The following is a 17,852-nucleotide window of genomic DNA, read 5'->3' on the forward strand; positions in this document are numbered from 1 at the left end:
CATCGTCACCACACCTCGCCTTGCTTACGCAGCGCGCGCCGGTAGAACACCGAGAACACGAGCAGAATCGACAGGATCAGCACGCCGTACGTCGAGGACAGCGAGTAGTTGCGGATGCCCTCGAACGCCGACCGGAACGCGCCGGTCACCAGGATCTCGGTCTGTCCCGCCGGTTCGCCGCCGGTGACCAGGAAGATGATCGGGAACATGTTGAACGTCCAGATGGTGCCCAGCAGCAGCACCGTCATGCTGACCGAGCGCAGCCCCGGCAGCGTGATGTTGACGAACCGCTGCCACGGCGTGGCCCCGTCGATCTCGGCGGCCTCGTACTGCTCCCCGGGGATGGTCTGCATCCCCCCGAGCAGGGTCACCATCATGAACGGCACGCCCAGCCAGATGTTGGCCACGATCGCGGTCAGCAGCGCGGTCTTCCAGTCGGCGAACCACGCGACCCGGTCCAGGCCGACGGACTCGAACACCGAGTTGATCAGACCGAAGTTCTCGTTGAACATGAACCGCCACGCGAACGCCGACACGAACGCCGGCACCGCCCACGGCAGGATCAGCAGCACCCGGTACAGCCCGCGCCCGCGCATCGGCCGGTTGAGCAGCACGGCCAGGCCCAGCCCGATCGCGTAGTGGAACACCACGCAGGTCACGGTCCAGATGAGCGTGACGCCGAACTGCTGCCAGAACTCGCCGACCTTGCCGGTGAGGATGTTGACGTAGTTGTCGACGCCGACGATCTCCCACGCGTTCGGGTTCGGCTTGCACACCTCGGTGCCGGTGATCGACTTGCTGCAGATCTCGGCGAGCTGGTTGGCCTCGGTCAGGTTCGTGAACGACAGCAGGATGCCGCGGCCGAGCGGATAGAAGATCAGGACGCCGAGCACGAGCACGACGGGGGTGACCATCACCCAGGCGTACCAGTGCTTGTCCCAGCTGCGCCGCAGCCGGCCGGGTCGTCGGGTCTCACGCGGCGGGGGGCTGGTCCGGGCCGGCGTGGCGGTGTCTGTGCTCACGGGCGTGCTCCGAGGGGGAGTGGGGAAGGGGCCGAGGCCGGTCCCCGCGCGGGGACCGGCCTCAGGGTCGAGGGTCAGCCCGCCGTGTAGGCGGTGACGACCTCGGTCTTGTACTTGTCGGCGACCCCGTCGAGGGAGGTCTTGACGTCCTTGCCCTGGATCAGGACCTCGGTGGCCATCGTGTCGAGCGGGCCGAAGAACTGGCCGCCCTCGGGGATCCACGGACGCGCCACGGCCGACGCCACGACCGGCTGGAACGCCGCGATGACCGCGTTGTTCTTCACCTTGTCGATGTCGTACGCCGACTTGCGGGTCGGCAGCACGCCGAGCTTGTCGGCCAGGAACGCCTGCGAGTTCGCCGAGGACATGAACTTCACGAACGCGATCGCCGCGGCGGCCTTGTCCTGCGCCATGCCGGAGTACAGCACGTAGTTGTGGCCACCGACCGGAGCGCCGGCCTTGGCCGAGCCCGCCGGAACCGCGGCGACGCCGAGGTTCTCGATGCCGCCGAAGGTCTCGGCCTTGCGGACGTTGTTGACCTCCCACGGGCCGTTGATGATCATGGCGACCTTCTGCTCCTTGAACAGGGTCATCATGGTGCCGTAGGAGTCGTTGGCCGGCGGCTTGACCGCGGCGCCCGACTTGATCAGGTCAGCGGCCACCGAGATGCCCGCGACGTTGGCCGCGGAGTTCACGGTGATCTTCTTGGCGGTGGTGTCGACCAGGTCGCCGCCCTCGCCGTAGATGAACGGCAGCAGGAAGTAGCCACCGGCGTTGATGAACAGGCCGTCCTTGCCGGTCTTGGCCTTGATCGCGGCCGCGGCGGTCTTCACGTCGGCCCACGTCTTCGGGGCCTCGGTGACACCCGCGTCGGTGAAGATCTTCTTGTTGTACATCAGCGCGAGCGAGTCGGTGACCTGCGGGACGCCGTAGGTCTTGCCGTCGAACTTGTTCGCCGACATGGGGGTGGCGAAGTAGTCCGACTCGTCGGCCAGCAGCTCGCTGCCGTCGAGGTTGTACAGGTAGCCCAGGGACGCGAACTCCGGCACCCACGCCACCTCGGCGCGCAGGATGTCCGGAGCGCCGGACTTGGCCGCGGCGGCGGTCTTGAACTTGTTCTGCGCCTCACCGAACGGGACCGACTGATAGTTGATCTTCACGTTCGGATAGGTCTTGTTGAACTCGGTGATGAGCTCCTTGAACGCCGGGCCCTCGTTGGCGGGGTCCGACGTGTCCCACCACGTCAGCTCGGCCGACAGGGCCGCGGGGTCGGTCTTGGTGGGTGCCTCGGTCGCGTCGTTGCCACAGGCCGTCACCGCGAGTGCGATGGCAGCGGAGGCAAGAACGGCGATCCCTCTGGCGGTGCGACGCATTATTCGCTCCTCGGGGGTATGCCTGTCCTTCCAGCGCGGGACGTTAGCAAGAAGTTTCGGATTCAGAAAGTCCTTGCGTCTTTTCCTGCAATCCCGTTACCGAAAGGCGTCCACAAACCCGGCAAACCCATATCAAATGCCTGCGTGACCGTGTTCACAGTCCGCGATCTACTGAAATCAATTGGCAGACCTTGCTAACAGTTTCAGCAGGTCGGGCAAACCCGGTGTCGCCGGGCCCGGCGAAGGTGACACAGTGCACCCATGCGCGACCCCGGCCACGACGACCTCCGCCAGGCACTGCAAGCCCTGCAAGCCGCCCTCGGCCCGCACACCGCCGCCGACTGGGCCGCGCCCGCGGGCACGCTCGACTGGAGCTGCCGCGACACCGCCGCCCACATCGCCCACGACCTGATCGCGTACGCCGGACAACTCGCCGCCGCCCCCGACGACGCCTACCTGCCCTACGACCTGACCGTGCGGCCCGACGCCACCACGACCCAGCTCCTGCAGATCATCACCGCTGCGGGCGGGCTGCTGGCCACCGCGCTCGCCGCCGCCGACCCTGCCCTGCGCGCCTGGCACTGGGGTCCGTGCGACCCGAGCGGCTTCGCCGCCATGGGCATGGCCGAGACGCTGCTGCACACCCACGACATCACCCGCACCCTGAACCCGGCCTGGCAGCCGCCCGCCGACCAGGCCGCACTCATCCTGCACAGGCTGTTCCCCGACGCCCCCGACGGCGCACCCGCCGCCGTGCTCCTGTGGTGCACCGGCCGTGGCGACCTGCCGGACCGTCCCCGCCGGACGACCTGGACCTGGCGCGCTGCCCGCGGCTGACCGCAGCAGGAAGCGATACGGCTCCACGGCGCTGCGGGCGGGAAGGCGGCTCGGCTCGTTCGGCGTCACGGGCCCCGCGGCCCGGCCCCCGTACGGCGAGGGCAGCCTCGGCATCGAAGTCGCCGACGACTCGACCACCCTGACCCCGCCGAGCGAGAAAGTCGACTTCGGCAACGAGGTCGACTTCCGCGACCGGCCGCGCCCTGGCCACTCCCTGCACCTTCGCCGCGGTCAAGGCCGCGCTCGACGTAGACGGCGGCGAAGCCGCGACGATCTACACCGCGGCGGTGGGCAAGGGTCGCGACTTCAACTGGGTCGGCGCGGTCGACGGCCTGCGGATCAACGACACCATCCACGACTTCGAAGCCTCCGGCGTCAAAACCCGACGCTCCCGCTGACCATCACCACCGCAGGCAGGCGGCCCGACCATCACGGTCGAGCCGCCTGCCTGCGGTGTACACGTTCAATTCGCATCTGTCCGCACCAACCACCGGCCCCATGCCGTGGAAAGCGACGGCATCCCGTCGGTACGCCCCCTCGCGGGCAACCGGAGCTGCCGAACGAATGCGGCAGGCCGCTCTGTCAGCCGGCGGGCGGGAAAGGGTCGTCCTGGTAGGTCGACTCGTCCTCGATCCGTCCCTGACTGTCGTGGATCATCAACTGGCTGGGCTTGTTGTCACGCGCGGTCTGACGCGCCCGGTGGACGAGATCCTCCTTGCGCGCGTCGGAGGCCACGACCTTGTCGCCCTCGCGCAGCTCCCACTGCTCGCCTGCAGCCTCTACCCGATACACCGTACGTTCCATGATCGTCTCCTTCGCTGATCGAGCTACCCTCCGCTCTATCGCCAAGGGGCACCGCATGTAACCCTCCACGCCCGACGACATCAGCCGGTTGAAGGATCTGGATTCGCACACTACTGTCAGACATAGACATTCGACGATCGATGGGGAGTGACATGAGGACACGTCAGCTGCTACTCGTAAGTTTCGTCGTTGCGACGGCGGTCGGTGCGGCCGCGGCCCCGGCCCAGGCGTGGCCGCTCGGGGAGAGTTGGGCGGATTACGGGAGTCGCGCGGAGTGTGTGGCCGCCGGGCAGGCCGGGCAGGCCGAGGGTCAGTGGAGCCAGTTCAACTGTCTCCAGAAGCCCGCCACTGCGGGGTACTGGACGCTGTTCGTCAGCTGAGCTGTTCGGGCCCAGCTGGGTGAGCAAGACGTCCTGGCCGCTCCGAACCGTAGGCGGGTCACTGGCGTAAGCCTGGCAGTCGACGGCAACGGTCAGATGGGGCAGTGGGAGCCGGGCGGCGGACCGGGGGTCGGGTGCGGTCACCGTTGGAGCGGGGCGCGATCGTCGCCCAGCGCCTGCTTCGCCGCCATCGGGGGTGGTAGAGCGGCGCATAGATGCAGGCGCTGGAGCTCACCGATGAAGGCTGTTCACGTAAGGCGTTCCGTGAGCGTGGAGGGAACTCGGTTGCTACCTTGACCAGGGCAAACCGGATGAAAGGGGCCTTTTGGCCATGGTCAGGCATCTACTTCTCTCCGCGGCGGTAATCGCCGCACTTGTAGCGGGCAACTCCAGCCCCGCAGCAGCCGCCATCAACCCGAACGAGGTACCGGCGCGCATCACACTGCGACTGGCCAGCGACCCGCAACAGGTGCTGCGAGTGCCGGACGGCTCCAGATACGGCACCCCGTGGGCCGTCGGCCCGTGGACCGGCAGCGAACACGAGCTCTGGCAACCCCTGCTCGACGGCGAGTTCGTCAAGCTCAAGTCCGCGCACGACGGCCTGTGCGAACACACCGGCCGCGGCGCCGCCAGCCCCGTCGGGGGCGGCGACTGCGCCTGGCAGGACGGCTGGACGTTCGTCCGCCAGAGCATCGGTTACCAGCTCGTCGACCGCCGCTACGGCGGGTGCCTGACCGCGGCCAACGGCGCTGCCGTCACCTCTGCCTGCAGCAGTGTCGGCAACCCCGACGACGTATGGCTGCCCGTGTGGGAACACCGGGGCACCAGTGACCCGAAACTTCCCGGCACCGTAACGCTGCGCCTGAACACCGACCCGCAGCAGGTCGCCGTCGTCGGCGGAGCGTCGACGGCCAACGGCGCGCGGCTCATCCAGTGGCCGGTGCAGGACCAGCCGCACTACAAGTGGAAGCCCCGGGTCTACCAGGCCGGAGCGTACGCGTTCGAGAACGTCAACAGCGGCCTGTGCATGAACGTCGCCGGCGGCGGCTCCGCCAATGGAGCCGCGATCGTGCAGTTCACCTGCGGCAGTTTCGCCAATTCGCAGTGGACGTTCAACGCCAAGGGCAGCGGCTACCAGCTCGTCGGTGTGCAGGGCGGCTCCTGCGTCAACGTCAGCGGCGGCACCGGCGCCGGGAACTGGATCATCCAGTTCGCCTGCCAGCCGCTCGGCGCTCCCAACGACACCTGGCTGGCCGTCTGGGAGCCCCTCGGCTGACGCCGTAGACGCTTCGGCTCAGCCGGGACCGGCGTGCTGCCGGTTCCGGCTGAGGTTTCGACGCCGCTCACCTCTGCTCGTGGGTCGGCGCCTCGACTCTGTATCGATGACGGCGCATCGGTGCGGGTGCTGGACAGCCCCATGACTTCGGGGCAGTCACATCGAGGCCGCGTTCGGTAAGGTGCCGTCGATGGGGCACCGGCCGTGGTTAGTCCTCGGTCAGCCCCACGTGACGTCTACCAAAACGGAGAGACCCGGGATGAGCAGCCCACGCGAGACTTTCCTCCGGCTGGTGAACGGTGTCTGCGACGGTCCGTACGAAGACCTGGCAGACCTGTACGCCGAACAGACCCATGTCACGCATCCGTTCCACCCGCTCGACCCGCCACCGCTGCGGAGCCGTAGCGAACTGCACGAGCACTTCACCTCGCCGCCTCCGGTGGCCCGGACACTGAACCGTAAACCGGTCGACGTGACGATTCACGAAACCGCGGACCCGGAGGTGATCGTCGCCGAGTTCGCCTATCAGGGGCGCGTCGCCGAGACTGGGGAGGCGTTCACGGTGCCCTGCGTCTTCGTGATGCGTATCCGCGACGGGCTCATCGTCGAGTCCCGAGACTACATTGACCACGTCGCCAGCGCGCGGGCCTGGGGCCAACTCGACCGCCTCCTGACCGCACTCCGTCCGCAGGAGAGCACCAGGGACACCACGCGATAACCGGCCGGGGGTGGGCGCGGCTGGGCGTGTTCATGCAGCTGTGGCGCGGCGTCCAGCCGCATGTGGACGAGCTGACAGCGGAGGAGGCGCGGCCGGCGACGCCCTGCCCGGCGGGTCATCGGTACCTACCGCCATGTGGTGGTCCTGCGCCGTCCGGTCGAGCACGATGATCACCCGCCCTTCTGCTCGGCTCCCGGCGGCTTGATCCGCGAGTTGCCCAGAGCCTTCCCGTCGGCGTCGTACGCGGTGCAGAGCGGGTAGTCCTCGTCGGCCAGCGGTAGCCAGAGACCTTCCCGGACGAGGGTCGGTGCAGGCAGTGGCCTGCCGTGGCGCACGAGCCAGAAGACGTACACCGACCGGTCCGCGCTCCACGGGGTGAAGCTGGCCGCGACCGTCTCGCCCTCGGCTTCGCAATGCAGGCGCCCGACCGGGCCGCGCACCGAGCCGTAGTCGATCAGTGTGCCGTCGCCCACGATGATCTCGCGCATGTCGAGGAACGGCTGCCCGTGCGCGCCGGCGAACACCGTCGAGTAAGGGCCGTCCTCGGCGCCGTTCGGGCCGTACCAGAACTCGTCGAGGTACGGCTGCGCGCTGCCCCAGAAGTAGACGACCAGCTCACTGCCCGCGATCGTGACACCGGTGCGGATCGGGTCGCCGATCGGCGGTGCGCTCGGATTCGGCGACGGCGACACGGGTGGCGGCGGCGTCACCAGGCCGCCGCCACCCGGCTGCCCGGAGTCGCAGCCGCTCAGCGCCACCGCCAGCCCCCACAGCGCCGCAGCCAGCCTCGCCAGGACATGTCGCCGCATCGTCGCTCCTCGCCTCGCCATGCCGACAAGTATATCGGGCGACGATATATAACGTCCACCGATATGAGCGATGCTGTCAGGTGGTCGCGCACCGGTCGGCGGTCCGCCCGGGCGGCGTCCGGGGCACTGCTCCGGGCGATGTCGTCATATAGTTCTTCGTCACTGTCGACGAGGCGTATCGGAGTCGAGGATGGAACCGGGGACGCGGTCGAGTCTGCTGGGAGAGCTGGTCGCTGGGGCAGTTTGCCTGCTGGTCGTGGTGGCACTGCTCGCCGCTGTCGCCATCGGTGTGTGGGCGGCTGTACGCCGGTCGGCTGCTCGGCCGAAGATCGTGCCGCAGCCCCCGGATGCGGTCTGGGCGGCTCGACCGCATCCGGGCGAGGTCTGGTGGGCATACGTGGCCTACGAAGACGGCTCCGGCGGCAAGGTTCGGCCCTGCCTGGTGATCCGCACCCACGCCGACCATGTCGAGGCTCTGAAGATCACCAGCCAGGACAAGAGCCATCGGCGGGACCACATCGAAATCCCGCAGACGTCGGCGTGGGATCCCAGGGCCGAATACGACAGCTTCCTCGACCTGTCCGCACCGTTCTGGGTGTGGGACGACGATCTGCGGCGTCGCGCGGGAACGGTGCACCCATGGGTGATGGCCCAGGTGTACCGATCGCACCAGTGCGGCTGGGTGGTCCCGCCGACGGTCGTCTCCGGTTAGACGGCCAGCCGTGGTCTGCGCCTCCCGCTTTTCGTGCGGGTCGGGACGGTCAGCCCCGCGATGGTGGCGGTGGTGCCGGTGACGTTCTGCGTGGCGGCCGACCGAGCCGCGCTGAGCCTCCGGCCGCGCGGGCAGCGCGGCGCGGACCACGGGCCCCGTCGAGTCCACCTTCGCCGACCCCAAGCTGCGGACCAAGCCCACCTGCGGAGCCGGTGGACCAACCGCTGGTCATCCGAGCCGCATCAGCGCAGCTCCACCTCGACTCCGTGCTCGCTGAGCATTCCCAGCAGATACGCCATGGTCGTTGCGGTGGCCCACCGCCGCCGGTCGTAGCCGGGCACCAGGTGTTGCTCGGCGACGTGCGCGTCGTGCCACACGAGGGTGAACGGCGTTCGCGCGCCCCACCCACCGGTTAAGCAGTCGTGCAGTGCGCTGAGGTTCCAGCCGAAGTAGCCGCCAGGGCCGTTGACCGCCTCGCCGATCGCGCAGTAGAAGCCGTCGAGGTCGGTGACGAACCGCCCGTCGAGGTGGTACACCTGCCGTGCGTCAAGGTCTGACGCGCCGTGGCGGTGGTGCGCGAGGGCGGCACCGGCCCACTCGTGCCGCAACGCAGCGTCGTAACCCGCCCAGGCGTTGCGCTCGGCGGGGCCGCCCGTGTACCAGAGATCCCAGATTTCTCGCGCACGGGCCGGCAGCGGCTCGCCGACCGGACCATCGAACATGACGTCCACCAGGCCGCTGCCGATGGACGACGGCTGGACTCCCGTCACCGTGGCGCAGATGCTGCGATAGAGCGCCGAAACGACGGTTCCGTCTGCCTCCACGGCCAGCAGCGACGCCCTAACCAGGCGGCGCCGGGCGGAGCCGCCGCCGGCAAGGGCGGCCAGGGCGGCGTGCAGCGGCGGTTCGGGACGGCAGCCCACCAGGATCGCCGGGGGATACGAAGCGCCGGGCCGCTCGACGAACAGGCCACTGATGTCGAGGCACTCACCCAGGTCCCCGTCATCGTCGGGGCCGGTCAGGTGGAAGCCGATCGCGTCCGGACGTCGGGCCGGTGTGCGGTCGGTATACCCTGAGTCGAGGCGGACCCCGCCCTCCAGGTCGATGTCGACCAGGCCGTCACCGTGCGCAGAGGGACGGCAGCCCAGCACGGTGACGTCGACAAGTTCCTCCATGCAGCTGCACCGGATCGTTGCGCAGTCGCAGCCGGGCGGCGGCGGCCGGTCAGGATCGTGCTTGCTGTCCACTATGACGTTGCCCAGCCAGTACCGATGGTCGTTCCGGTCGATCGCCGCCGCCAGTCGGCCCGTGGGCTGACAGCCGTGCAGCGTGTATCTCTCGTACGGCAGGGAAGGTGGATCGGCGAAGAGTCCCTGCACGTCAACGCAGTGGGCGACAATGCGGTCCGGGTCGCCTGCGCTGCCGCTGTACTCATCAAGGAGCTGCCAGCGCATCGGCAAAGGCTCGATCACGACCCGACCCTACGTGACCTGTACGAGCGGCAGCGCATCACCCGTTGACGGGCATGAACGGGAGAGTGGCTCCGCCGTTCAACCCGTGGGCCTGTCCAACCGGTACTTGCTGGTGACAGCGACGACGGAACGGCACAGCATGATGGAGCCGGCGTGATTCGCCGACGGCCGTCGCAACGACGAGGCAGCTGACGACCGAGCCCGTCACGGGCCTCGCTCGGCGAGCGCGGCTCGCCAGGCGGGAGCGACGAAGGGGTCGGCGAAGTACTGCGTTTCGCGCACCACCCGCTCGCCGTCGAATTCCATGATGCTCACCGCGTGTGTGGGTGAGCCGTCGTAGGTGATGATGCATTCGCTCACCCACAGGTTTCGACTGCCGGTTATCCGAACGACGGTGAAGTGCCGATCGGCAGGGTGCCCGCCGCGTTGCGCCTGGATCGTGGCTCGGCCCCGGAATCGTTCTCCCGACTGGGGATAGCTGAGGGTCGCGTCGTCGGCGTAGATGGCGTGCTCCGCATCGGTCTCACCGGACTCCGAGGCCCGCCAATGTTCCTCGATGGCAGCCCGGATCCGGGCGTCGGCATCCATCGCATCCTTCCCCTCTCCCGAACCTGACGACAGCTTGCCGGGGTCGGAGGTGCCGCGACCGTCCCCCGGTTGGTGGTCAGTACGAGCGTAGGCGGTGACAGGTGCGCTGGCCTGCGCATTAGTGTCACGGGCTGCTAAGTTGCCAGGGCGTGCGCTCTCGGCTCGTTGCGCAGACGTACGGCAGTGATCGCCGCGAGACCGATCGCAGTCAGGACGGCGAACCCGGCCAGCGCACCGCGCGGGCCGGCGAGCTGGCTGGCGGAGCCGAGCCCGATCACCGGGATGGCCAGGCCGCTGTAGCCGGTGATGAACAGGGCGGCCAGCGTACGGGCGCGCCGGTCAACGGGTCGCGTCAGCCCCCGGCCACGTCCTCGCCGGCCGGGACGGCGTGGAACTGGCCGAACTCATCGATGAGCCGTTCATCGACTTCCCGCCCGGCTGGGGGATGCGCTGGGCCGTGGACCACGCGTTCAGGGCGGCGGGCCTGCGGCGGCGGATCACCGTACAGATGAACGATCTGTCGACGATCCTCGACCTCGTCCGGCTCGGCCTCGGAGTCGCCTTCGTCCCGACCTCACTCGCCACCGACTCCGCTGACCTGCGATTCCTGCGAGTACGAAACGATGCGCCGACCTACGAGATCGCACTCGCGGCTGCCGAACGTCCTCTTGGCGCGGTCGCCCGTCGCTTCCTCCAGACGGCACTGCCGAACGGACATCACCTGGCGCCGCGGGCGGACCACGATCTTGCTTGATCGTATCGGCGAGCGTCTACTCGCAGCGCCGGAGAGGTGACCGTGGACCCTGGGCCGCCAGGGCCGGTCTCAACGCGTCGCAGCGGCGATCATGTCAGAGGAGACCCGCCAGAGTCGGGCGGCTGCCACGGGGTCGAGTGCGTACCCGGCCACTCCGCGGCGTACCCCCGGCTGGTGCGGCCCAGCCTCCTGGCAGTCTTCGAAGTAGCGTCCGCTGACGCTGTTCACCAGCGGAGATCCGGCGAGCAGGACCGACGTCGCGGCACCCTGCTCGATGTTCTTCCAGGACACGTCGGTGCTGGCCGGATCGAACGACGCAGGGGCGTTCGCGATGTCACCGATGTGACGGCCCAGGTTCGTGCCGATGATCCGGCCGGGGTTCAGCGCGTTCGCCGTGATTCCGTCGGCTGCCCACTGTTTGGCGGCCTCGACGGCGAACAGGATGTTGGCCGTCTTCGACTGCCCGTATGCCAACCAGGGGTCGTAGGGCCGGTGGTCGAAGTTGATGTCGTCGAAGTCGACATCGCTGTTGACGTGTCCGACCGAGCTGACCGCCACGATCCGGGCGCCGCCAGCGGCTGCCAGGGCATCGTGCAAGCCGACCGCCAGGGCGAAGTGGCCGAGGTGGTTGGTCGCGAACTGCGCCTCCCATCCCTGCGGTGTCCGCGACAGCGGGGGAGCCATGATCCCGGCGTTGTTGACCAGCATGTGCAGCGGTCCGGTCCAGGCCGACACGAACGCGGCCACCGATCCCTGGTCCGCCAAGTCCAATGGCGAAACCAGGACCTGCCTGTTGCCTGTCGCCGCGGTCAGGTCCCGGGCAACCCGTTCGCCGGCCGCCACGTCGCGCACCGCGAGGGTGACCGCCGCACCGGCATCGGCAAGCGCGCGGGCGGTTTCGACGCCGAGGCCGGACGATCCGCCAGTCACGATCGCCCGATGGCCGGTCAGGTCGACGCCGGCGATGACTTCGGCTGCTGTCGACGTGGCCCCGAACGGTGTGGTGATGTGGTCGCTCATACGTATTCCTCCTGCTGGATGGGTGTGCCGGGCGGCACCGTCAGGAAGTAGGCGGATCCGGCTCCGTTACGTGATACTAAGCGGAGTCGACTCCGTTTAACGATAGATCCAGGTCACATACGCCGACATGATGAGGAGAGCTCTTGGCTGCTGCAACCGGGCGTGGCTGTACCGGGGGACTGAGCGTGTGAGAAGGAGGTTCGCCAAGTCATTCGGTCGCATATGGTGAATTTTGTCCGCCACCTGACCTGGGAGTGCCGATGAGCAACAGCAGCGGGTACGACGGTCCGCTCGACCCCGAGGAACGCGCGCGCCGGATGCGCGAGCAGGCGTCCGCGAAGGGCAACGAGTACGGAAGAGACGTGACGGGCACCGGTGACCAGGTCCGGCGGACTCCGGTCACGCCCCCTGCCAAGCAGGGTCTGCCGCGTTGGCTGCTTCCACTGATCCTGGCGCTGGTCGTGCTGGGGCTGCTGTGGTGGCTGCTGGCCTCATGTGGCAACAACAGCCCGGCACCAGCTCCGACGCCTTCTCCGACCATGGTGCCCTCGCCGACCTTGGTCCCGTCACCATCGCTGGTTCCGTCACCGTCGGTCACGCCTTAATCGATCGCCGTGCACGGCAGAACGGGCGCACCGGTCCCGCCGAGCGGGGCCGCGAATGATGGGGCTGTGGGTCAACCGCCCGGGTGGTTGCGAGCTCTGAACTGCGCTGTGGGTGGTGGTGGTTCGGGATCGACGCAGTCGTGAACCAAGATCGGGAACCAGGGGTTTCGACGCCGGGAAAGCCACGCTGAGCAGCGGCGATATCGGATCCGCTATCGCGCCAGACGAACTTGATGTTGGACACGGGCGCGGCTGTCGGCAAATCTGATCATGTGTCCCACCTAGCCACTGAAGATCAGGTAAGACAAGTGCGGCAAGCCGGCCCATCGACGTCGTTGGCGGTCCGGATGGTCCTCGGCTGGGCGGCCATGCTGCCCTGCGCGTACTTGTTGGCGCTGCTGTCGCTGCCGGCCAGCCCGGAGATGTCACTGCTGGCGTTCGTGATCGGGTTCACCTACGTGCTGCCGGCAAGCTTCGCCGTGCTGGTGGTCGGGGTGCTCATCACCATGGCGCTACGCCACTGGACTGCTTCGGGCCTGTGGCTCGGAGTCACCAGCTCATGGCTGGCCACGGCAATCGTGGCCATCGGAGTGTGGCTGCTGTGAGAGCGTTGTTCTACATCTGGTTCTACGGCGTGCCGCTGATCCTGCTGCCCGCCGTCGCCCGCTACCTCGATGACCGCGGCAACCTGCAGCCGCCCCACGGGCCGGCGGGCCCGATCATGCTCGCCATCGCGCTGACCGGCGCAGTCGCCCTGCCGGTAATCGGCCTCGTGCTCGCCAGGCGGCGCGGTGATCGACAGTGGACGGCCCACCACTGCGCCGCGGCGGCGATAGGCCTCGGGCTCACTGCGGTCGTCGCCCTGGCCACCACGGCGGCACCTCGCAGCCACGCGCCCGTCGAGCCTGCGCAGCCGCATTGTCAGGCGGTCAGCGGAGGCCGCGGATGTCCAGGCGGCTGAGGAAGCCCTCCTCCGCCGCTTGCCGCCTGGACCGTCGCGTCGGACCTGATCGCCGCCGGGGCGGGCGCCCGCTGACCAGGGCCGGTTTCATCGGGCGCGGCGACCACGGCACACTGGTGCGGTTCACGTCCTGCCGGTGACCGCACCTGAGCGGTGCTCAGCGTGTGGAGTCGGCGACCACCTCTAGGCCGCGGGCTGCTACCACCTGCGCGCTGCCGTCAGCCAGCCGATAGCACAGACCCACGACCGCGGTACGGCCGGTTTCGACCCGCTCTGCCAGCACCCGCGAGCGGTCCAGAAGCAGCTCGACCGTATGCCTGACATGCTCGGCCAGGATCTCGTCGGGCTCCACGAGCCCGGCCGCCCGTGCGGCGAGCACGCTGGGTGTCACCCGCTCGACGACGTCGCGAACATATCCAGCAGGGGGCATCCCGCTCTCCAGCGCGGCGCACGCCGCCGCCACCGCGCCGCAAGAGTCGTGGCCGAGGACCAGCACCAGCGGGCAGTCGAGCACGTCCGCCCCGTACTCGATGCTGCCCAGCACCTCCGGGCCCATCACGTGCCCGGCTGTGCGGACCACGAACAGATCACCGAGACCACGATCAAAAATGATCTCTGCTGCCAGCCGGGAGTCTGAGCATCCGAACACCACAGCGAACGGGCGCTGGCCGGGCGCGATCTCGGTACGGCGGGCGGCGTCCTGGTTCGGATGCTCTGGGGCGCCGACAACGAAGCGGTGGTTGCCTGCCAGCAGCAGTTCGAAGGCTTGCTCAGGAGTCGGGGGCGCAACGTGAACCATGATCGCAGCCTAGTGGAGCATTCTCGCGCCTCGGAAGCTGAGGCCGGGACGCAAGCCGCTATGGCCTGATCGTCCCGGGCCGGTGTGCACTCAACCGGTCAGCCATCAGCCGCAACTGGATCTACACCCCAACCGGCCAGCCGGCCACCAGGCGGATGCTGAAGCCTTCTGCGCTGCGGCGCAGAGAGACGTACGCGCACATCTGGTGGGCCAGCCACAGCCCCAGCCCGCCAGGGGCGGCCGCGGGCACCAGGCCGGCCACGACGTTGGCTGGGCCGGGCCCGTGGTCGAAGACTGTGACCACGATCCGGCCGGGTACGGCCCATGCCCGCAGCAGCACCGGAGCGCGACCGTGTACCAATGCGTTGGTGACCGCTTCACTGGTGCTCAGCAGCAGGCCGTTCAGATCGTCGGTGGACAGCCGTGCCACTGGTTGCAGGGCGGTGACCGCCTGACGGGCCTGGTGAGGCTGTGGGTTGGCGACCTCGACCATGGGCGGCTCGGCTTCCAGCGGCTCGACCCAGGCCATCACCGCATCGGCCAGGAAATCTGCGGGCTGTTGGTAGGTGCCGCAACGCTCGCGGGTGCCGTCGGACGCGACGATGTGGGGGTGCGTGCGTCGTGCGTCACGGAGGACCTGGTCAGGGGTTATGCGCAGGTCGTAGGGGCATAGTCCGTACATCGGGTAGTCGTTGTAGACGTCGTTGACGGCGGCCTCGTAGCGGGCCCACCACTCCCACGGGACCCCGGTGCCCGGATGCGGCACCTCGCTGGCGATACGGATCTGCGTCGCGCCGTCTGCCACATACCCTGCCAGCATCTGCCGGTGTCGGTGGATCGCCACAGCCGGCCGTGAGTAGTGCGGGTCGCCGTCGATGAACTCCACGCCGCTGTTCGGGCCCACCGCATCGCGGAGCAATCGCTGGTTGTGTGCGGTGAAAAGGGAAACCGTCGGTTCGCCCGCAGCTACACCTTGCCGCAGGAACGGCAGAACGACTGCGAGGAACTGCTCGTCGGAGTCGTAGAACGTGGCCTCATGGAAGACGCCCACGTGCCCGTTGGGAACACCTGATCTCACGACATCACCACCCGCACGTCGGGCAGGTGCAGCAACTCCAGAAGCAGCCGGGTGGAGCTGTCGGCGGCAAGATGCAGCACGGTTGCCGCGCCCTTGCCGCGGATGTGCTCGACGCACTCGAGCAGGCCTTGATGGTCTATGAAGCTCAGTTCCCGCGCGTCAATGATCACCTCACCGCCGACGGGTGTCAGGTCGACCCGGGTCAATGCGGAGTGCAACAGGCTGCGGCCGTAGAAGTCGACCTCACCGGCCAGCACGGCGGAGATACCGGCCTGGGCCGTGGAGAACAGCCGCAGGGGAGTCGATCCGTTACTGGCCAGCGGATGCAGGCAGGCCAACTCGGCGATGGTCGTGGCGTTCAACCGGCCCCGGTGAAAGCCGCACATGCCGGTCAGCGGGTGGCGGGCCATGTGCGTGTCGATCAGGTGCTCGTAGCGCGCGAAGGAGGCAGCCCTGCCGGGGTCGCGTACCAGCGAGGTGACATCAGCGGCGACCCGTAGACCGGTGTAGCCGTCGGCGACCGCCTGTTGACATGCCCGTACGAAGGCCCGTGCCGGTGCGGCGGGATCAGCCGGCAGCTCGGCTTCGTAGATGGCCAGGTCCTGTACGTCGGCGGCGCCGCGGCGCCGCGCGGACCCGAATCCGTCGATATGGTCGAGTTCGGTTTTCCGAGCCGCGTCTTCCAGGTAGAGAACCTGCTGGCCAGCGGCGAGGCCTTCGATCAGGAACCGCGCGGACAGCTGCCGGAACTCCTCAGGTGTGTCGAACACCCAGCAGATGTGATCATGGCAGACTGAGCCGTCGACGGTGTCGACGAAACCCGAGCGGCGCACGGGCCAAGTTATCACGAGTGGGCAAGAAGGTCGGACACTCGGGCGGGTCGCCTCCCACGAGCCGACGCGCCCTCATCAGTACAACCTCTTCGCCTGGCACGATGGACTCGAGCTGGCGCACCGGGCACATCTGCTCACGCAGACCGTCGCCCCGCGCCAACCGGCGCGAGCCTCCGTCAGAGAGCCTCACGGTCGGGTTCCGCCCGCCCGCAGCCGCCTGGCCGGTCAGTGTGGGTCGTCGCCCCCGGGGGCGTCCTCAAGTGGGTACGGCGGCGGGGGAGTGCGGCCGAGGAGCACGGCCAGTGAGGCGAACAGGCCCGTGTCCCGCTCGCCGACGAGTTCCCAGGCCCGGGCCACCCCGACGATCAAGGATGTGACCAGGGTGTATCCGATGAGGTGCAGGGGCGTGGCGGTGCGTGCGCCTGCGATGGCCGCGAGCCCCGCCGCCAGCTCGACTCCGAAGATCGCCATGAGGAGGACGATCAGCCCGACCTGACGTGACCACTGTCCGGCTGTGCGCAGTACGGCGCGCATCGACTTGACGCCGGCCGCGCAGAACAGGATGCCGATCACGCCGAGCACCACGGCCGGATGGCCGAGGTTGGTGCCGGGCACCAGCCCGTAGAGCGAGACGGCCAGCGCGTTGGTGAAGGCGATCAGTGCGGCCCCGGCCCGGACCTGGCGGACGAGGCGTGCCAGGGGGCCGGGGGGCGCGGAGGGCGACACCGACAACGCGACGAACAGCAGACCCGTCAGGGCACCCGCGGTCGCTGCGAGCGCTGCCAGGAAGTCCCGCATGCCCGCATCGACCACCAGCTCACTTTATGCCGCGGGTCGCGTGGCTCAGGCCGGTTCGGTTCCGATGGTCGGGGTGGGACCGGGCCGACTCCTCGCGCGCGTACGCCATCAGCACGCCACGCGTGGCGCAGGCGGCGTCGGCGAGGGCGCGGTGGACCACAGGGGAGCGAGCCCAGGTAGCGCCCCGAGCTGCGCGCCTGCCTTCGGCGCGGGTCAGCTGTGTGGCGGACTCGCCACGAGGACGTTGATCTGCCGGCGTAGGCCCTCGACGACGGTGCTGGGCGCCTTGTCGTCGGTGACGACCTGTTCGAAGTCGGTGAGCGGGGCGACGCGGTGCAGGGCGGTCCGGTTGAGTTTGGTGTGGTCGACCACCACGATCCGCCGGGCGGCGGCGCCGATCATGGCCCGCTTCGTGAAGACGACCTCCTGCTCCTGGTGGTAGACGCCGGCATTGTCGATGCCGGAGAAGGAGAAGAAGCCGACGTCGGCCCGCAGCGACTGGGCGGCCTGGGCGCAGGGGACGCCGATGAACGAGTCGTGCATCGGGTTGTACTCCCCGCCCAGCGAGATCAGGTGCACGTCGTCCCATCCCACCACGAGCCGGATGATCGGCATGAAGTTGGTGATGATGATCAGCGGGCTGATGTCGCGCAGCGCCTCGGCGATGGCCAGGGTGGTGGTCGAGTCGTCGAGCAGCACCGACATGCCCGGCTCGACCAGGCTGCGGGTCAGCTGGGCGATGGCTTGCTTCTCGGGTACGGCCGTGTTGAGCCGGAAGGTCACGTTGCTCTCGAACACGCTCGACGGCAGCGCGGTGACGCCGCCGCGGTACTTGCGCACGATGCCGCGCCGGACCAGCTCGTCGAGATCGCGGTGCATGGTCACCAGGCTCACGCCGAACTGCTCGGCGAGTTCCTGGGCGACGGCAGTGCCCTCGCTCATCACGTGGTCGGCGATCATCTGCTGGCGCGATGACGGGTCGCGCGCGCCGGCCTTCTTGGCCATGGGTTCAG

19 protein-coding genes and 1 pseudogene are annotated in these 17,852 nt (G+C 68.6%); 8 read left to right on the top strand and 12 right to left on the bottom strand.

The window, feature by feature from the left end:
- Nucleotides 1–5 precede the first annotated feature (5 nt).
- Both HAV40_RS26670 and HAV40_RS26675 read right to left on the bottom strand, forming a co-directional pair.
- Complete coding sequence (locus HAV40_RS26670) at nt 6–1,022, bottom strand: carbohydrate ABC transporter permease (protein WP_166385911.1); 1,017 nt, start codon at nt 1,020–1,022, stop codon at nt 6–8.
- A 74-nt stretch (nt 1,023–1,096) separates the two neighbouring features.
- Nucleotides 1,097–2,395: an extracellular solute-binding protein gene (locus HAV40_RS26675; protein ID WP_166385914.1), complete on the bottom strand. Its 1,299-nt coding sequence runs from the start codon at nt 2,393–2,395 to the stop codon at nt 1,097–1,099.
- Nucleotides 2,396–2,656: 261 nt separating this feature from the next.
- Between HAV40_RS26675 and HAV40_RS26680 the strand changes: the two genes are divergently transcribed.
- Nucleotides 2,657–3,232: a maleylpyruvate isomerase N-terminal domain-containing protein gene (locus HAV40_RS26680; protein WP_166385916.1), complete on the top strand. Its 576-nt coding sequence runs from the start codon at nt 2,657–2,659 to the stop codon at nt 3,230–3,232.
- A gap of 582 nt (nt 3,233–3,814) precedes the next feature.
- Here HAV40_RS26680 and HAV40_RS26690 read toward each other — a convergent pair.
- Complete coding sequence (locus tag HAV40_RS26690) at nt 3,815–4,036, bottom strand: DUF2188 domain-containing protein (protein ID WP_166385918.1); 222 nt, start codon at nt 4,034–4,036, stop codon at nt 3,815–3,817.
- An 858-nt stretch (nt 4,037–4,894) separates the two neighbouring features.
- On the opposite strand from HAV40_RS26690, the gene HAV40_RS26695 reads away from it, so the two are divergent.
- Both HAV40_RS26695 and HAV40_RS26700 read left to right on the top strand, forming a co-directional pair.
- Nucleotides 4,895–5,692, top strand: a complete 798-nt coding sequence (locus tag HAV40_RS26695) for an RICIN domain-containing protein (protein ID WP_166385920.1) — start codon at nt 4,895–4,897, stop codon at nt 5,690–5,692.
- Between the two features lie 259 nt (nt 5,693–5,951).
- Nucleotides 5,952–6,410: a nuclear transport factor 2 family protein gene (locus HAV40_RS26700; protein ID WP_166385922.1), complete on the top strand. Its 459-nt coding sequence runs from the start codon at nt 5,952–5,954 to the stop codon at nt 6,408–6,410.
- 170 nt (nt 6,411–6,580) lie between these two features.
- On the opposite strand, the gene HAV40_RS26705 is transcribed toward HAV40_RS26700, so the two are convergent.
- Nucleotides 6,581–7,219 (bottom strand): hypothetical protein, encoded by a 639-nt coding sequence (locus tag HAV40_RS26705; protein WP_166385924.1) that lies wholly within the window; start codon nt 7,217–7,219, stop codon nt 6,581–6,583.
- A 256-nt stretch (nt 7,220–7,475) separates the two neighbouring features.
- On the opposite strand from HAV40_RS26705, the gene HAV40_RS26710 reads away from it, so the two are divergent.
- Nucleotides 7,476–7,931, top strand: coding sequence for a type II toxin-antitoxin system PemK/MazF family toxin (locus tag HAV40_RS26710; RefSeq protein ID WP_239086951.1), 456 nt, complete (start codon nt 7,476–7,478; stop codon nt 7,929–7,931).
- A 242-nt stretch (nt 7,932–8,173) separates the two neighbouring features.
- On the opposite strand, the gene HAV40_RS26715 is transcribed toward HAV40_RS26710, so the two are convergent.
- A complete protein-coding gene (locus HAV40_RS26715) occupies nt 8,174–9,403 on the bottom strand; it encodes a barstar family protein (protein ID WP_239086952.1) in 1,230 nt (409 codons plus the stop codon).
- A 204-nt stretch (nt 9,404–9,607) separates the two neighbouring features.
- Nucleotides 9,608–9,991, bottom strand: a complete 384-nt coding sequence (locus HAV40_RS26720) for a nuclear transport factor 2 family protein (protein WP_166385928.1) — start codon at nt 9,989–9,991, stop codon at nt 9,608–9,610.
- 358 nt (nt 9,992–10,349) lie between these two features.
- Between HAV40_RS26720 and HAV40_RS26725 the strand changes: the two are divergent.
- Nucleotides 10,350–10,745, top strand: a pseudogene (locus HAV40_RS26725) (LysR substrate-binding domain-containing protein); the annotation flags it as partial.
- Nucleotides 10,746–10,814: 69 nt separating this feature from the next.
- Here HAV40_RS26725 and HAV40_RS26730 read toward each other — a convergent pair.
- Nucleotides 10,815–11,765, bottom strand: coding sequence for an SDR family NAD(P)-dependent oxidoreductase (locus HAV40_RS26730; protein WP_166385929.1), 951 nt, complete (start codon nt 11,763–11,765; stop codon nt 10,815–10,817).
- A gap of 260 nt (nt 11,766–12,025) precedes the next feature.
- Here HAV40_RS26730 and HAV40_RS26735 point away from each other — a divergent pair, with 260 nt between their 5' ends.
- The 3 genes from HAV40_RS26735 to HAV40_RS26745 all read left to right on the top strand — a co-directional run bounded on the left by HAV40_RS26735 (nt 12,026) and on the right by HAV40_RS26745 (nt 13,331).
- A complete protein-coding gene (locus HAV40_RS26735; RefSeq protein ID WP_166385930.1) occupies nt 12,026–12,370 on the top strand; it encodes a hypothetical protein in 345 nt (114 codons plus the stop codon).
- Nucleotides 12,371–12,717: 347 nt separating this feature from the next.
- Entirely contained in the window at nt 12,718–12,975 is a 258-nt protein-coding gene (locus HAV40_RS26740; RefSeq protein ID WP_166385931.1) for a hypothetical protein, read from the top strand.
- On the top strand, nt 12,972–13,331 hold the full coding sequence (locus HAV40_RS26745; RefSeq protein ID WP_166385932.1) for a hypothetical protein: 360 nt from the start codon (nt 12,972–12,974) through the stop codon (nt 13,329–13,331). The genes HAV40_RS26740 and HAV40_RS26745 overlap by 4 nt, the downstream gene beginning before the upstream one ends.
- Before the next feature lie 157 nt (nt 13,332–13,488).
- Here HAV40_RS26745 and HAV40_RS26750 read toward each other — a convergent pair whose 3' ends face one another.
- The 5 genes from HAV40_RS26750 to HAV40_RS26770 form a co-directional block, all read right to left on the bottom strand.
- On the bottom strand, nt 13,489–14,130 hold the full coding sequence (locus HAV40_RS26750) for a carbonic anhydrase (RefSeq protein ID WP_166385933.1): 642 nt from the start codon (nt 14,128–14,130) through the stop codon (nt 13,489–13,491).
- Nucleotides 14,131–14,251: 121 nt separating this feature from the next.
- Nucleotides 14,252–15,181, bottom strand: a complete 930-nt coding sequence (locus tag HAV40_RS26755) for a sensor histidine kinase (protein ID WP_239086953.1) — start codon at nt 15,179–15,181, stop codon at nt 14,252–14,254.
- A gap of 23 nt (nt 15,182–15,204) precedes the next feature.
- Entirely contained in the window at nt 15,205–16,041 is an 837-nt protein-coding gene (locus HAV40_RS26760) for an MEDS domain-containing protein (protein ID WP_166385935.1), read from the bottom strand.
- A gap of 225 nt (nt 16,042–16,266) precedes the next feature.
- The gene (locus HAV40_RS26765; protein ID WP_166385936.1) at nt 16,267–16,854 is read right to left on the bottom strand and encodes a hypothetical protein; all 588 of its coding nucleotides are present in this window, start codon (nt 16,852–16,854) and stop codon (nt 16,267–16,269) included.
- Nucleotides 16,855–17,052: 198 nt separating this feature from the next.
- Nucleotides 17,053–17,844, bottom strand: a complete 792-nt coding sequence (locus tag HAV40_RS26770; protein WP_166385937.1) for a DeoR/GlpR family DNA-binding transcription regulator — start codon at nt 17,842–17,844, stop codon at nt 17,053–17,055.
- Nucleotides 17,845–17,852: the final 8 nt, after the last annotated feature.

It is taken from the genome of Catellatospora methionotrophica (genome assembly GCF_011297335.1).
GTDB classification, from domain to species: domain Bacteria; phylum Actinomycetota; class Actinomycetes; order Mycobacteriales; family Micromonosporaceae; genus Catellatospora; species Catellatospora methionotrophica.